The sequence below is a fragment of the Mixta hanseatica genome (assembly GCF_023517775.1).
In the GTDB taxonomy this organism is placed as follows: Bacteria; Pseudomonadota; Gammaproteobacteria; order Enterobacterales; family Enterobacteriaceae; genus Mixta; species Mixta hanseatica.
On sequence record NZ_CP082904.1, the window covers coordinates 239,010 to 253,443 of the forward strand.

The 14,434-nt window shown below is 51.9% G+C and carries 12 protein-coding genes; 8 read left to right on the plus strand and 4 right to left on the minus strand.

Annotated features, from left to right (window positions below):
- Window positions 1-24: 24 nt before the first annotated feature.
- Window positions 25-1,524, minus strand: a complete 1,500-nt coding sequence (pitA, locus tag K6958_RS01070; RefSeq protein ID WP_249892959.1) for an inorganic phosphate transporter PitA — start codon at window positions 1,522-1,524, stop codon at window positions 25-27.
- A 242-nt stretch (window positions 1,525-1,766) separates the two neighbouring features.
- Between pitA and K6958_RS01075 the strand changes: the two genes are divergently transcribed.
- Complete coding sequence (locus K6958_RS01075; protein ID WP_249892960.1) at window positions 1,767-2,960, plus strand: BaiN/RdsA family NAD(P)/FAD-dependent oxidoreductase; 1,194 nt, start codon at window positions 1,767-1,769, stop codon at window positions 2,958-2,960.
- A 161-nt stretch (window positions 2,961-3,121) separates the two neighbouring features.
- Here the strand turns inward: K6958_RS01075 and K6958_RS01080 are convergent, their stop codons facing one another.
- Entirely contained in the window at window positions 3,122-3,586 is a 465-nt protein-coding gene (locus K6958_RS01080) for a YqeJ family protein (RefSeq protein WP_249892961.1), read from the minus strand.
- On the minus strand, window positions 3,583-4,329 hold the full coding sequence (locus K6958_RS01085; protein WP_249892962.1) for a winged helix-turn-helix domain-containing protein: 747 nt from the start codon (window positions 4,327-4,329) through the stop codon (window positions 3,583-3,585). The genes K6958_RS01080 and K6958_RS01085 overlap by 4 nt, the downstream gene beginning before the upstream one ends.
- A 670-nt stretch (window positions 4,330-4,999) precedes the next feature.
- Between K6958_RS01085 and K6958_RS01090 the strand changes: the two genes are divergently transcribed.
- Both K6958_RS01090 and K6958_RS01095 read left to right on the plus strand, forming a co-directional pair.
- Window positions 5,000-5,611 (plus strand): helix-turn-helix transcriptional regulator, encoded by a 612-nt coding sequence (locus K6958_RS01090; protein ID WP_249892963.1) that lies wholly within the window; start codon window positions 5,000-5,002, stop codon window positions 5,609-5,611.
- Between the two features lie 401 nt (window positions 5,612-6,012).
- Window positions 6,013-7,206: a zinc-dependent alcohol dehydrogenase gene (locus K6958_RS01095; RefSeq protein ID WP_249892964.1), complete on the plus strand. Its 1,194-nt coding sequence runs from the start codon at window positions 6,013-6,015 to the stop codon at window positions 7,204-7,206.
- A gap of 60 nt (window positions 7,207-7,266) precedes the next feature.
- Here the strand turns inward: K6958_RS01095 and K6958_RS01100 are convergent, their stop codons facing one another.
- Window positions 7,267-7,764 (minus strand): CinA family protein, encoded by a 498-nt coding sequence (locus K6958_RS01100; protein WP_249892965.1) that lies wholly within the window; start codon window positions 7,762-7,764, stop codon window positions 7,267-7,269.
- A 386-nt stretch (window positions 7,765-8,150) separates the two neighbouring features.
- On the opposite strand from K6958_RS01100, the gene K6958_RS01105 reads away from it, so the two are divergent.
- The 5 genes from K6958_RS01105 to pqqB all read left to right on the plus strand — a co-directional run bounded on the left by K6958_RS01105 (window position 8,151) and on the right by pqqB (window position 14,432).
- Window positions 8,151-11,093, plus strand: a complete 2,943-nt coding sequence (locus tag K6958_RS01105; protein WP_249892966.1) for an autotransporter outer membrane beta-barrel domain-containing protein — start codon at window positions 8,151-8,153, stop codon at window positions 11,091-11,093.
- Between the two features lie 125 nt (window positions 11,094-11,218).
- On the plus strand, window positions 11,219-12,223 hold the full coding sequence (locus K6958_RS01110; protein ID WP_249892967.1) for an alpha/beta fold hydrolase: 1,005 nt from the start codon (window positions 11,219-11,221) through the stop codon (window positions 12,221-12,223).
- A complete protein-coding gene (locus K6958_RS01115) occupies window positions 12,220-13,260 on the plus strand; it encodes a dipeptidase (RefSeq protein ID WP_249892968.1) in 1,041 nt (346 codons plus the stop codon). Before K6958_RS01110 ends, K6958_RS01115 begins: the two co-directional genes overlap by 4 nt.
- A gap of 129 nt (window positions 13,261-13,389) precedes the next feature.
- Window positions 13,390-13,467, plus strand: a complete 78-nt coding sequence (pqqA, locus tag K6958_RS01120) for a pyrroloquinoline quinone precursor peptide PqqA (RefSeq protein WP_071883753.1) — start codon at window positions 13,390-13,392, stop codon at window positions 13,465-13,467.
- Between the two features lie 53 nt (window positions 13,468-13,520).
- A complete protein-coding gene (gene pqqB, locus K6958_RS01125; protein ID WP_249892969.1) occupies window positions 13,521-14,432 on the plus strand; it encodes a pyrroloquinoline quinone biosynthesis protein PqqB in 912 nt (303 codons plus the stop codon).
- Window positions 14,433-14,434 lie beyond the last annotated feature (2 nt).

The following is a 14,434-nucleotide window of genomic DNA, read 5'->3' on the forward strand; positions in this document are numbered from 1 at the left end:
CGGATTAACCGGCCCGTAGAGACATCAGATAAGCTTTAGCGCCACCCAATAGAGGCTGCCCGAAAGCAGAATCGAGACAGGCAGGGTAAATACCCACGCCAGCGCGATACTTTTAATCGTACGGCTCTGCACGCCGCCGCCATCAACCAGCATGGTACCGGCAACCGATGACGACAGAATATGCGTGGTGGACACCGGCATCCCGGTATAGCTGGCGACGCCAATTGATACCGCGGCCGTCACCTGCGCCGACATGCCCTGCGCATAGGTCATGCCTTTCTTACCGATTTTCTCGCCGATGGTGGTGGCGACGCGACGCCAGCCGACCATCGTACCGAGCGACAACGCCAGCGCCACTGCAATGATAATCCACACCGGCGCATACTCAACGGTATTCAGCAGGTCGCCTTTCAGCTTGCCAAGGAAGCGTTGATCTTCAGCCTTCACATCCGGCATCTTGGCCGCTTTTTCGGCGGTATCGGAAATACAGAGCAGCAGGCGGCGCAGATGGCTGCGCTGTTCCACGCTCAGCGCGTCGTAGCTGGAGAGGTTATTCAACAGCTGCTGCGCACGGTTAATCGCAATCAACGCCCGTGAACTGTCGCAGTGAAACTCCTTCGGCCCGTTCGGCACTTCTTCCGGCGTCGGCAGCGCTGGCGGCGTCAGCTCGACAACGTGCTGCAGCGTATCGCCATGCTGGTTATAGTACTGCTCCAGATGGTTTACCGCGTCACGGGTACGCGTGATGTCATAGCCGGAGGCGTTCATGTTAATCACGAAGCCTGCGGGCGCAACGCCAATCAGCACCAGCATAATCAGGCCGATGCCTTTCTGACCGTCATTGGCGCCGTGAGAATAGCTCACGCCGATGGCGGAAATAATCAGCGCGATACGTGTCCAGAACGGCGGCTTTTTCTTGCCGTCTTCCTTTTCACGATCGGCGGGCGTCATATGAATACGACGACGCTTTTTGGTATTGCTCCAGTAGCGGCGCAGCAGGAAGATCAACCCGCCCGCCACCACCAGGCCAATAATCGGCGACAGGATAAGCGAAGCGAAAATGCTGATCATTTTTGGGATATTGAGCGCATCCACCACTGAGGTGCCGGTAAGTAAGGCGTTGGTCAGGCCAATACCGATGATAGCGCCAATAAGCGTATGGGAGCTGGACGCAGGCAAACCAAAATACCAGGTTCCCAGGTTCCAGATAATAGCGGCGAGCAGCATGGAGAAGACCATAGCCAGCCCGTGCGCCGAACCGACATTCAACAGCAGGTCGGTAGGAAGCAGATGTACAATGGCATAAGCGACGCTCAAACCACCTAACAGCACACCAAAAAAGTTAAACACCCCGGCCATCACTACGGCCAGCTGCGCACGCATCGCACGCGTATAGATTACCGTCGCCACTGCGTTAGCCGTGTCATGGAAACCATTGATGGCTTCGTAAAACAGAACAAACAGCAGAGCAAGTACTAATAACAGGCCGGTATTAAAATCGAGACCAGCAAACAGATGTAGCATAAGCGTTACGCCATTTTCGGGGACATGAACGCGGCGCATTATCAGCGACAAACCGCGCCGGGGGAAAGAAAAATATAGACTTTTTTTGCCATAAAAGTGTAAAACGCGCGTCATCAAGCAGGAAAAGAGCTCATAAATCCGTTAGTTACATTATGTTACTTTCAGTTCCCTTTAGTTACGCTGGTCTGCGCGGAAGCAACCTATTACAATCGCGGTCTTTGCCCCGTCGGCAGGAGTGAGCAGTGGAAAAGTATGACGTTATCATTATTGGCGCCGGGGCTGCCGGGCTGTTTTGCGCGGCTCAGGCAGGGCAGCGCGGACTGCGCGTATTGCTGCTGGATAACGGCAAAAAACCGGGCCGCAAAATCCTGATGTCCGGCGGCGGCCGCTGCAACTTTACTAACCTTTATACCGAACCGGCGGCCTATCTCTCGCATAATCCTCATTTTTGTAAATCAGCGCTGGCGCGCTATACGCAGTGGGATTTTATCGCGCTGGTTAACCAGTACGGCATTGCGTATCACGAAAAAACGCTGGGCCAGCTGTTTTGCGATGACTCGGCGCAGCAGATTGTCGATCTGCTGATGGCGGAGTGCGAAAAAGGGCAGGTGACGCTGCGACTGCGCAGTGAAGTCCTGTCGGTCAGCCGTGACGATGCAGGTTATGCTGTTCAACTGAACGGCGCGGAAGTGCGGGCGGGTAAACTGGTAATCGCCAGCGGCGGGCTGTCGATGCCGGGGCTGGGCGCGTCGCCTTTCGGCTACCGGCTGGCGGAGCAGTTTGGCCTGCGCGTCTATCCCACGCGCGCCGCTCTGGTGCCTTTTACGCTGCATAAACCCCTGTTGGAGCAGCTTCAAACCCTGTCGGGCGTCTCGCTGCCAGCCACTATCGAAGCAGCGAACGGCAAACGTTTTAAAGAGGCGATGTTGTTTACGCATCGTGGCCTCTCCGGACCGTCGGTGTTGCAAATCTCCAGCTACTGGCAGCCGGGTGAATTCGTTACCATCGATCTATCACCGGAACGCGATCTGGATGCCTTTATCAATGAAGAACGGCAGGCGCGCCCGAATCAAAGCCTGAAAAATACGCTGGCGAAGCCTTTGCCGAAGCGGCTGGTAGAGGTACTGCAATTATTGGGCATCGTACCGGAAGTGACATTGAAACAGCTCAACGCGAAGCAGCAGCGCGAGCTAACCGAAACCCTGCATGGTTGGCGCGTACAGCCCAACGGCACCGAAGGCTATCGCACCGCGGAAGTCACGCTGGGCGGCGTGGATACCACGCAGCTCTCCTCGAAAACCATGGAAGCGCGTGACATACCCGGTTTGTATTTTATCGGCGAAGTGGTAGATGTCACCGGCTGGCTGGGCGGCTATAACTTCCAGTGGGCCTGGAGTTCCGCCTGGGCCTGCGCGCAAGCGCTGAATGCTGATTGAAGATAAAACGCGGCTGTGGTGATATTCAGCTGCAAAAAAAAGCAGGCCCCGTTATGGCGCGCATTGGCGGGGCCTGAAAATAAAACAGCAAAATTTTTCGTCTGTCATCCTACCGGCTTTACTGGGCAGCCTAATCAAGCGCAGAGGCGTTAGTTTTTTGATCAGGCATTGGCGCAAAGCAGAACCGGAACGTTACCGTTCATAAAAATATAACCGCCGTTACCATCATAATAGATATTATATTGTGCCGGCTGATTTTTGCTTGTATAAAACCCCTCCAGTAAATAAGCCAGAGAGTGATTGTCGGTATTATCAAAGGCCGCAGGAATAATGGCTTTTGACGTTAGCAAGTAGTTACTTTTGGTGGTAGTGAAATCAAATAACACCTTCCTGCTTAGCACTTTGTGATGTCCTGAAGCATTGATAAATTCACCATCCATCGTCACGAAACCCGAGACGTCATCAAAAAAGAAGTGCATCAGCATATTCGCACGCAGACCATTATTCTGCACATGATACTGTGCCAGACAGGAAAAATGGCGGTTGGTAGTATTCATGGTAAGGTAAATTGCAGCGGCGATGATGAGAGTTAATATTGCTGTTAAGATCTTAAATTTATTATTCATATCGCTTCGCCTAATAACCAAGAAGCACAAGACCTGCTGTTGTTAGCGATCGGTTCGAAACAGGAAAAAAATGTTATCTTTTTATTGAATTTGTCGTAAGTAATATAAACGTAGGGCCGCGAGTTGCAGTCGATATACTGCTTTATTCTGCTATTTATCTTTTCTTTTAGGGGCAGGTTATTGCGATAGATATAGAGCTGGCAGGCCTCTTGTCCGTCTATTTTATCATAGCTTCCCGTCAGCTTTTTAAAATCGGCGTTAACCGGATGAATAAAGAAGGCGAGGGCAAAGCACAGCACGAAAAGGGAAGCCGGAAGCAAAGAGTTGAGCGGCCTGGCTTTGGCAGGGAAAACCGGAGGGGGAAATGGCTCAGGAAGCGCGACAGGCAGCGTATCTTCCGAGGTTACCTGCCTGACAGTGATGCTGTGATCGAACCTGAACCCTTTACGCGGGACGGTAATGATCCAGCGGTCTGCGCCGGGCCTGACATTTTTTAGCGCTCTGCGGATCAGAGAAATATTTTGGTAAAGCGTATTAGGTGAAACGTTATGACTATTATCTCCCCAGGCATAATCATACAGATCGCTTTGCGATACCAATCCACCGGTTGTAATTAATAGCTCAAGACATTTAGCTGCCGGCTGGGTTAATGTTTTGTCCTCCTTTTCCTGAGGATGACAAAAAAGCCTCTGATTCCCTGGATAAAAATAAACAGACTCATCAATAAGAAAAACTGGACCCATAGCCACATCCTGTTCGCTAAGTCATTTACGTGCTCCTGATGATGGAGACATTATCACGCTTTTATAAGAATGTGCATGCTATTTTACTCAATATTGGTAGGAAATAAATCGCTTATAAAGCTGCGGAAATTTCGTTATTTCATGCGACGACATAAAATTTGCCTTTTATTTGCTGAAAAGAGAGCAAAAAACGCCTTAAATTTGTCGAGGGAGTGACTAACATCCTTTTGTGGATAGAAACAATATCACTAAGAATCAATCTCACAGACATACTTTTAAAAGTAATAATTAAAAAGGCACTTTATCCTTTGTTGATTTTTCCGCTAGCAGCAATTTTTTTAAAAGAGCTTACGTTGCCATACGGAAAGGGCAGACAAGATTTGTTTTCATTTTTTTGTAACTAAATTAACAAGTTGGCTGTTTCTTAAATGCCAAACTTAACTTCTTAAACGAAAAATAAATCTTATTTAAAACAGTTAGGGTTGTCTGAGTTAATAGTAAAGGTAATATCGGTTTCGTTATCGCCGTATCGAAAGGGTTCGTCGGTTAAAAGAAAAATTAAAAATATAATATATGGTGTAGGAAATGACGTAGCATTCGATTTGTTGAAGGTGGCGATCGTTCTGACTGCATATTTACGTAATTATTCAAAAAGGATTGTTGAAATATTATGGAAATTATTGTGTGTTCTGATAATTTTTTCTTTGCCAGCGGCATAACCGCGCTGCTAAATCAGGCGGGCCACGACACCTGGGATTTTTTTTATCATCCTAAAAGGAAGCTTTCTATAACAGAAAATGAAGAAATTGTTATCATTATTGATACTAATGAGCGCAGGCCTTTACGCCACCTTTTTGCTTCATTAGGTAAAAAGCCGCTCAGAGTGTTCTTTATTACCGATGATTTGTCAGAGCAGCAGGATATGCGTTCCCCTTGCCAGGGGGTGATACCGCGAAAAATCAGTGCCGCAGCTCTGTTAAGCGTGCTGGCGGAAACCTCGGCTGGGGTGAGGCCGCTAGAGTTTTTACTTACGATTCAACAGCGCAAAGTGCTGCAATACCTGATACGCGGCGTAACCCCTGGCGTCATTGCTCGCGTGATGAATATCTCTGTTAAAACCGTATCAGCGCATAAACGTAAGGTCATGATGAACTTTGGTCTGAAAAAAATGAATGCGCGATCGTTAAACTGCATGGCCGATTTTATTTATAAATCGCTGCTGGTTTCAGAACATCTTAACCGGCTAAAACATCCGCAGTTCATCAGTCGTCCGGTCTATTAATTGGGCAGGTGGCCTTAGCGTTAAAATTAACAGCATGAACGCCTCTGGGGTAACAATATTGAAATTCCTTAGTGCTTTTCGTAACGGGTTAAGTTTAAAAAAGCTTTAACTTTTGTTTACAAAGCGATGCTACGCCCCTTTTTGTAGCATCGCTATTTTTATTACTCTTCCTTTTGGCTTCGCTGACATCCCGCTCCGACCCGCTTCATGTCTCCCTTCCTGTCCGAAAATGTCACGTTTTTGCCTGCTGTCACTTGCACAATCACCACAAGATACTAAATTTTAACTAATAGATTCCCTGGTGTTGGCGCAGATGCGCTCCCCGCTTGATGCGGGTTTTTTTTATATTTCCTGCGTCAAGAGATGGTCATCTCATTCATTTTCCAGCATGGAGAAAGCCAATGAAAGCATTGACTTATCATGGCCCGCATCGTGTCAAAGTTGATAATGTTCCCGATCCCGGTCTGGAAGCGGCGGATGATATTATTTTGCGCGTAACGGCGACGGCAATCTGCGGTTCCGATCTGCATCTCTATCGCGGCAAGATCCCGGGCACCTCCCATGGCGATATTTTTGGTCATGAATTTATGGGCGAAGTGGTAGAGGCTGGCCCGGACGTCACGGCGGTCAAAAAGGGCGATCGGGTAGTGATTCCTTTTGTCATTGCCTGCGGCGACTGTTTTTTCTGTCGTTTGCAAGAGTTCGCCGCTTGTGAAACCACTAACCCTGGCCGTGGCGCGATCCTGAATAAAAAACAAATTACCTCTCCCGCCGCGCTGTTTGGCTTTAGCGCGCTGTACGGCGGCGTGCCGGGCGGGCAGGCGGAATATGTGCGCGTACCGAAAGCGAATACCGGGCCATTTAAAGTGCCGCCAGTGCTGGCTGATGATCAGGTGCTGTTTTTATCTGATATTTTACCGACAGCCTGGCAGGCCGTGAAAAACGCGCAGGTGACTAAGGGCAGCAGCCTGGCAATTTTTGGCGCTGGTCCGGTCGGCCTGTTAACTGCCGCCTGTGCGCGCATGTTAGGCGCGGAAAAGATCTTTATGGTCGATCACCATCCCTATCGTCTGGCGTTTGCCAGAGATCGCTATGATGTTATTCCCATTAACTTTGATGAAAATGACGATCCGGCTGCTTTCATTATCGAAAATACCACGAACCATCGTGGCGTCGATGCGGTGATTGATGCGGTGGGTTTTGAAGCGAAAGGCAGCCTGACCGAAACCGTAATGACCAACCTGAAGCTGGAAGGCAGCAGCGGTAAAGCGTTACGCCAGTGCATTGCCGCCGTAAGACGCGGCGGGATTGTTAGCGTGCCGGGCGTGTATGCGGGCTTTATTCACGGCTTCCTGTTCGGCGATGCGTTCGATAAAGGGCTGACGTTTAAAATGGGCCAGACGCATGTTCAGGCTTATCTGCCGGAGCTGCTGAACTTAATTGAGCAGGGTTTTATCAAGCCGGAAGAGATTATTACGCACCATATGCCGCTGGAGCGTGCGGAAGAAGCCTACAAAATTTTTGAAAAACGTGAAGAGGAGTGCCGTAAGGTCATTCTGGTGCCGGGACTAACGGAAACGTTACGTCACGCCTAAGCGCCTTTTCAGGCCTAATTTCGGGTTTCAGCGATCATGCTGAAACCCGTTTTTTTATCTTCACTCGTTCGCTTTTTTCAGCAGCGTTATCAGCCGGGTCAGGGCGAAAAGCGCCGCCTGGTTAATAACCGACTCGCTGTCACCGCTAAAATGTCTCATCTCTGCCTTTATCGTCCCGTCCGGTAAGCCCCAGCCAAACCAGATAGTGCCGGCTGGCGTACCGTCCGGGCCATCATCCGGCCCGGCATAGCCGGTGACCGACAGGCTGACCGCTTCGCCGGATTGCGCTTTAGCACCCGCCGCCATTTCTCGGGCGGTTGGCTGACTCACGGCGGTAAATTTTTCCAGCGTTCGTACGTCAACGTTCAGCAGACGCATTTTGGCCTCATTGGTATAGGTGACGAAACCGCTGCTGAAATAATCCGCGCTGCTGCTGGCGGAGCACATTGACATGCTCACCAGCCCACCGGTACAGGATTCTGCCGTTGCCAGCTTAACCTTTGCTGTCGTAAGCATTTCCCCCAGTTCTGAAGCAGCCTGCCGCAATTGTTCATTCATTCTCGTTCTCCTTGTCTGGTGAATAAACTAAGTGTAGAAGACGCGCTTTATTTTGATTGAAATAAATCCCGACGATAAATCAGAAAAATCGTGATGCGTTCGGGCAGTTATTCCCATTGCTGTTTAATCAATGTATTAACACCATTCTTTTTCTATATTTTCTTAAGCAAGCAATAACTGAACGGCTAATAAATATGATTTCTTCCTGGTTAACAACCAAGTAACTCGTATTTACACTATCTTTTTAATAATGGTGATACTTTTTGCATGCGCCTTTTTACTTTTCCCCTCTGCTTTATAACGGAGTGATGATTATTTTCTCGGTTTTAGTAAATAATTTTCTCTCTGGTGCGCAGAAATAAGCGAGGCTTAAGAGGAACGAAACAGTGATTACACCCTTATTTAAAATAAAGCCGTTAGTTAAACTTATTCGGCCCAGGGCTGCCCTTAGCGGAACATTATCGATCTCATTACTCTCTTTTACCCCCGCCATAGGCGATGCGGCCTTGCTGGATGCGGTTAACGTTGAAAAGAACGGCGTTCTGATACTGCATGACGGCGACGAAATAGTGGTAACGGGCAGCAAAAATGGCCTTTGCGGTATTTGCAACAAACCGGGCGCGCCAGATAGTACGCTTAATTTAGGCAATGGCGTCAGTATTAATGTTAATGGTCCAGTGGCTGGCGGCATTATGCTAAAGGGCGAACGGTCCACCCTGCAAGCTAATCAATTACAGGTTAACGTTAATGGCCAGTATGGTATTCATGTAGAGGCGAAGGAAGCGCAGGTTAATTTAGGTAGCGGCAGCCGTATCGAATTAAATAACAATACTCTGATGGCCAATGGCATTTATCTTGGCAATCAGGCTTCTTTGTCAGCAAACGCATTAACTATTAATACTCACGGCACAGGCAGTGGAGTATATATTTCCGATGCTGGCACCCAAATGGATATCGGCGATAATTCGCTTGTTCAGACGCAGGGTGCGCAGGCAACCGGCATTTATATTTTCGGTCGGGATAATCGCGCTTCCGGTATGCCGGCCAGCCTGAAGGCGAACCGGCTTACCGTAACGACCGAAGGCGAATTAGCCTACGGTATGAATATTCAGGCTAATTCGGCGGTGAACTTAGGGCGCGGCAGCCGCATCGAAACCCGTGGCGCAGGGGCAATGGGGATCTGGAACCTCGGCAAGCTAACGGCGGATGAGCTACATATCAAAACCGCCGGCGGCAACCTCGCCAACGCGCTGGAAGTAAGGCAGCAGGGCGTGGCGACAATTGGCCCCGGCAGCTCGCTTTATAGCGAGAACAGCGGTGCGCTGGTTGTTCGCGGCGAAGCGGCTACCGCAAACTTTCACGGTAGCGAAACAGAGCGTAACCGCATTTTTTCCAGCGGCTCTTACGCCGTCTCGGCGCAGTATGACGGGGCGAAGGTCAATCTCTCCTGGAGCGACATTGATATCCGCAGCAGGCAGGGGTTGGCGATAGGCATATGGGCAATGAGAGGGGGGGAAATACAGGGCGATAACCTGTCGATTAGCGGTAACAGCGGGACGATAGGCATACATGCGATGGACGGAAGCAAGGTTGAACTAACCGGAAAAACGGTTATTCGAATGGCATCGCCGCTCGATATGGCGTTAAGTACGCAAGATAGCGCAGGCTATCGCGCCAGCCGCATCAGCCTGAGCGGGCTAGTTGATATTGTCGGCAGTGCGAATGCCGTCGCCGGTGACATCATACTGTCGATGGCTGCGGGCTCGCAGCTAACGGGCGTAGCGGTCAGCAATGGTGTTAACGGTGGCTCCGTGAATATCAATATGGACCAAAGCCAGTGGAATATGCCAGGTAATTCGCAGATAGATAATTTAACTCTGCACAGCAGTACGGTTAACTTTACCGCTGAAGAGGTGGGAACGCGTCTGACGGTAGGTAATTTGGCAGGAAACGGCACCTTCGCGCTAAAGACCGATATCGTAGAACGCCGTAGCGATCGGCTGACGGTGACCGGCAGCAGCGCGGGCAGCCACTATTTGCAGATAGGCAATCGCGGCGATCTACAGACCACCGGACAAGAAGTGTTGACGGTGGTAGAAACGCAGGATGGTCAGGCACGCTTTGCATTTTCGCCCACAACAGGAAAAGTAGAGCTGGGCGGTTATCTTTATGGCCTGCAGCAAGCGGGATCGAACTGGCAGCTGGCCGCCACCGGCGAGATAGACACGCCAACGCCGGGGCCGGAAGAGGAGGAAGTTATACCGACGCCTACACCCAATCCCATACCAGATACGGAGCTGGAAGAAGAGGAACTGGAGATAACGCCGACGCCCAATCCCGCGCCGCTACCTGAACCTGAAAAGAAGGAAGAGGAGCTGGAGATCGTGCCGCCCGCCCGGCAACCAGACGAGCCGGAAATCACCAGCACGGCCGATGCCGGCGCTAACTTCCTGAATATCAATTACCTGATTAACTACGTGGAAACGCAAACGCTGATGCAGCGCTTTGGCGATCTGCGACAAAAAAAGAGCGGCGGCAACGGCTGGATCCGCGGCATCGGCGGACGTTTCGATGATTTCGGCAGCAACAAGCTCAACGGTTTTCGTCTGAGCTATTCCGGCATGCAGTTTGGCGTTGATAAACAGATTGCGCCAGAAACGCCGGTAACGCTGGGTCTTTTTATGGGCGTCACCAACGGTAAGGCTCATTACGCCTCCGGCCGTGGCGATCAAAGCTCGAAACATACCGGTTTCTATCTTAGCGCGCTGGCCGATAACGGCCTGTGGCTGGATGGTCTGGTGAAATATGCGCGTATGAAAAACAGCTTTAACGTCAGAGATTCTCAGGGAACGGCAGTCGGCGGTCATAGCGCCGCTGATAGCTACAGCGCCTCGCTGGAGGGAGGGAAACGCATTAACCTGACGGCGGCAGCGCAGGGTTTCTACCTGGAACCGCAGCTGCAGCTAAGCTGGAGCCATCAGCAGAAGGATCGTCTGGTTGCTTCCAACGGTCTGCATATCGACCTTGAGGGCTATCATTCTTTACTGGGACGCGCCAGTGCGCTGCTCGGCTATCGCGTGCAGCAGAAAGGCCTGGATCTCAATCTTTATCTGAAAAGCGGCATCGTGCGCGAATTTAAGGGCGATACCCGCTATCGTCTTAACGGTTCGCCGGAGAGGCACAGTTTTAACGGCGACTGGTGGAATAATGGCCTTGGCGTCAGCGCGCAAATCGCCGACCAGCACGTGGTCTATCTGGAGGGTGATAGCTCGACCGGCAGCCAGTTTAATCAACGGCGGTTTAACGCTGGCTATCGCTTTAGCTTCTGAGGTTAACGCACCTTTACCTGCTTTTACCTAAGCAGCGCGCCTGGCTGGCCTGATTGCGCTTATATTTTTGCCGTACGGGTTGTTTTTTACCGCTTCAGGCGGCCACATTCCACAGGAGCAGAATAATGAACAAGCTAACGTCTATGGCCTCGGCCCTGACGCTGATGCTGGCGACGGGTCATGCCGCCGCCGCTTCCTACGGCGAGCAGCTGGAAGGCTTTTCAATGCCTTATCCGCTACAGCATTTCACCTTTACCTCTCAGCAGCAGAACCTCAGCATGGGGTATATGGACGTTAAGCCGGTCGGCAACGCCAATGGTCACGTAGTGGTACTGATGCATGGTAAGAACTTTTGCGGCGCCACCTGGGAAAGTACGCTGCGAGCGTTAAGCCAGCAGGGCTATCGGGTTATCGCACCGGATCAGATCGGTTTCTGTACCTCAACCAAACCGGATAACTACCAGTACAGCTTCCAGCAGCTGGCTAACAATACCCATCAGCTATTGCAGCGCCTTGGCGTGGAGAAAGCGATCGTTATCGGCCACTCCACCGGCGGCATGCTGGCGGCGCGCTACGCGCTAATGTATCCGCAGCAGACGGAAAAGCTGGTGATGGTCAACCCTATCGGCCTTGAAGACTGGAAAGCCAAAGGCGCGCCCTGGCGATCGGTGGACGACTGGTATCAGCGCGAACTGAAACTGTCGGCGGAGGGTATAAAAAAGTATGAGCAGCAAACCTACTATTCTGGTCAGTGGAAGCCGGAATATGACAAATGGGTCGATATGCTGGCCGGGCTGAACAGCGGGCCGGGGCATAAAAAAGTCGCCTGGAACTCTGCGCTGATCTACGACATGATCTATACCCAGCCGGTTTACTATGAATTGCCGGACCTGCGTGTTCCCACCACCTTATTTATCGGCACCGCTGATACCACCGCCATCGGCAGCGATATTGCTTCGCCGGAGGTGAAGGCGCAGCTGGGTCATTATCAGGTGCTGGGCAAAGAGGCAGCCAAACGCATTCCTCATGCCCGCCTGGTAGAGTTTGACGGTATGGGACACGCGCCACAAATGGAAGCGCCGGATAAGTTTCATCAGGCGCTGATCGAGGATTTAGCGACGTTAAAATGATAAACGCGGGAAAATTTTTTGATGGCCACAACGATCTGTTGCTGCGCCTGTGGGTAAATCACGCGGACAATCCGGTGCAGGCTTTTTTCAACGGCCGGGAGCAGGGCCATCTCGATTTTCCTCGTATGCGTCAGGGCGGTTTTGCCGGCGGTCTGTTTGCGGTTTTTGTGCCGCCGGTCGCCTGGCTGGCCGGGGAGCGCGGTCAGGAGGTGACGCTGGTGCAGGCGCAGCACGACGCGCTGGCGATAGCCGAGGCGCAGATTGCCATTCTGCGTCAGCTGGCGGAGGCGTCCGCAGGTCGGGCGCGGCTCTGCCTGTCCGCCGCCGATATTGAACAGTGTCTGCAACAGGATGTGCTGGCGTTGGTAATGCATATCGAAGGCGCAGAGATGTTGGATGAGGAACTGACGCTGCTGGATCGTTTTTATCAGCTTGGGCTGCGCAGCATCGGACCGTTCTGGAATCTGCCCAATCGCTTCGGCGTCGGGGTGAACGGTGGTTTTCCCGGCTCGCCCGATACTGGCGAAGGCATGACGGCAGCGGGTAAGGCGCTGATTCGTGCCTGTAATCAGCGACGGCTGCTGATTGACCTGTCGCATATGAATGAGAAAACCTTCTGGCAAACCGCTGAGCTGAGCGATGCGCCGCTGGTGGCCACGCATTCTAATGCGCACGCGCTTTGCGCGCAGCCGCGTAACCTGACCAATGCGCAGCTGGAGGCGATCGCCGCCAGCAACGGATTTGTCGGGGTTAACTTCGGCAATGCTTTTCTGCGCGCCGACGGGCAGCGCAACGCCGACACCTCCCTTAACGAAATTGTTAAGCATTTGTGTTTTCTGCTGGATAAGTTAGGGGAAGATCGGGTGGGCTTTGGCTCTGATTTCGACGGCATCAGCGTGCCGGAAAGCCTGGGTGATGTCACCGGGATGCCCGCGCTGTTTAACGCCTTAACCGCTGCGGGTATTGATGCGGATCTGCAACAAAAGCTGGCCTGGCGCAACTGGCTGCGAGTGTTAAAGCGCACGTGGGGTCAATAGAAAAGTTGCGATCTAAGTCACATTAGAGCAACATCTGCGCTGCCAAATTTTCATATTTGACAAGTTACGGATTGCCTGCCGCAATTAAGGGTGACAATCCGTCATTTTAACACCAAGAGGAGAACCCCTATGTCCGCATGGATCAAACCTGCATTTGAAGATTTACGTCTGGGTCTGGAAGTAACGCTGTATATTTCCAACCGCTAATCCCTGCGCCCGCGCCCGTCGCGGGCCTGTTACTCTCCTTTCCCGGTTATCACATGCAGATCAAAGTTCTTGGCTCCGCGGCTGGCGGAGGGTTCCCGCAATGGAACTGTAACTGTAAAAACTGCCAGGGCGTGCGTAACGGCACGATGAAAACCTCACGGCGTACGCAATCTTCTATTGCGCTCAGCGACAATGGAAAAGATTGGGTACTGTGCAATGTCTCGCCCGATATTTGCCATCAGCTGCTGGCTTCGCCCGAATTGAATAACCCCGACGTGCTGCGCGGCACCGGTATTGGCGCCATTATCCTTACCGACAGCCAGATCGATCACAGCGCGGGCTTACTCAATTTGCGTGAAGGCTGTCCGCACCATGTCTGGTGTACTGAAGAGGTTCATCAGGATCTCACTACCGGCTTTCCGGTTTTTACCATGCTTTCTCACTGGAACGGCGGGCTGATCCATCATGCCATCGTACCGGAGCAGACATTCAGCGTCAGCGTCTGCCAGAGTCTGCGCTTTACCGCCATTCCACTGTTGAGCAACGCGCCGCCTTACTCGCCGTATCGCGACCGTCCGCTGCCGGGCCATAACGTGGCGCTATTTATCGAAGATGGCAATAGCGGTAAAAGCCTGCTGTATGCGCCGGGCCTGGGCGAGCCGGATAATGCGCTGATGCCGTGGCTGCAAAAGGCGGACTGCCTGTTGATCGACGGCACGCTGTGGCGCGATAACGAGCTGGCGGCGACCGGCGTCGGCAAAAATACCGGTAAAGATATGGGCCACCTGGCGCTGTCAGAAGAACAGGGACTGGCCGCGCTGCTGGCATCGCTACCGGCGGAACGTAAAATTCTGATCCATATTAACAACACCAACCCCATCCTGGATGAAGAGTCCCCCGAGCGCCAAAGCCTGACGCAGCAGGGCATCGAAGTGAGCTGGGATGGCATGTTAATCGAGGTATAACC

Bases quoted from the DNA above. Each gene is read 5' to 3' on its own strand.
- pitA (WP_249892959.1), bottom strand. From the start codon at position 1,524: ATGCTACATCTGTTTGCTGGTCTCGATTTTAATACCGGCCTGTTATTA.
- pqqA (WP_071883753.1), top strand. From the start codon at position 13,390: ATGTCCGCATGGATCAAACCTGCATTTGAAGATTTACGTCTGGGTCTG.
- K6958_RS01095 (WP_249892964.1), top strand. From the start codon at position 6,013: ATGAAAGCATTGACTTATCATGGCCCGCATCGTGTCAAAGTTGATAAT.
- K6958_RS01110 (WP_249892967.1), top strand. From the start codon at position 11,219: ATGAACAAGCTAACGTCTATGGCCTCGGCCCTGACGCTGATGCTGGCG.
- K6958_RS01115 (WP_249892968.1), top strand. From the start codon at position 12,220: ATGATAAACGCGGGAAAATTTTTTGATGGCCACAACGATCTGTTGCTG.
- K6958_RS01080 (WP_249892961.1), bottom strand. From the start codon at position 3,586: ATGAATAATAAATTTAAGATCTTAACAGCAATATTAACTCTCATCATC.
- K6958_RS01085 (WP_249892962.1), bottom strand. From the start codon at position 4,329: ATGGGTCCAGTTTTTCTTATTGATGAGTCTGTTTATTTTTATCCAGGG.
- K6958_RS01090 (WP_249892963.1), top strand. From the start codon at position 5,000: ATGGAAATTATTGTGTGTTCTGATAATTTTTTCTTTGCCAGCGGCATA.
- K6958_RS01100 (WP_249892965.1), bottom strand. From the start codon at position 7,764: ATGAATGAACAATTGCGGCAGGCTGCTTCAGAACTGGGGGAAATGCTT.
- pqqB (WP_249892969.1), top strand. From the start codon at position 13,521: ATGCAGATCAAAGTTCTTGGCTCCGCGGCTGGCGGAGGGTTCCCGCAA.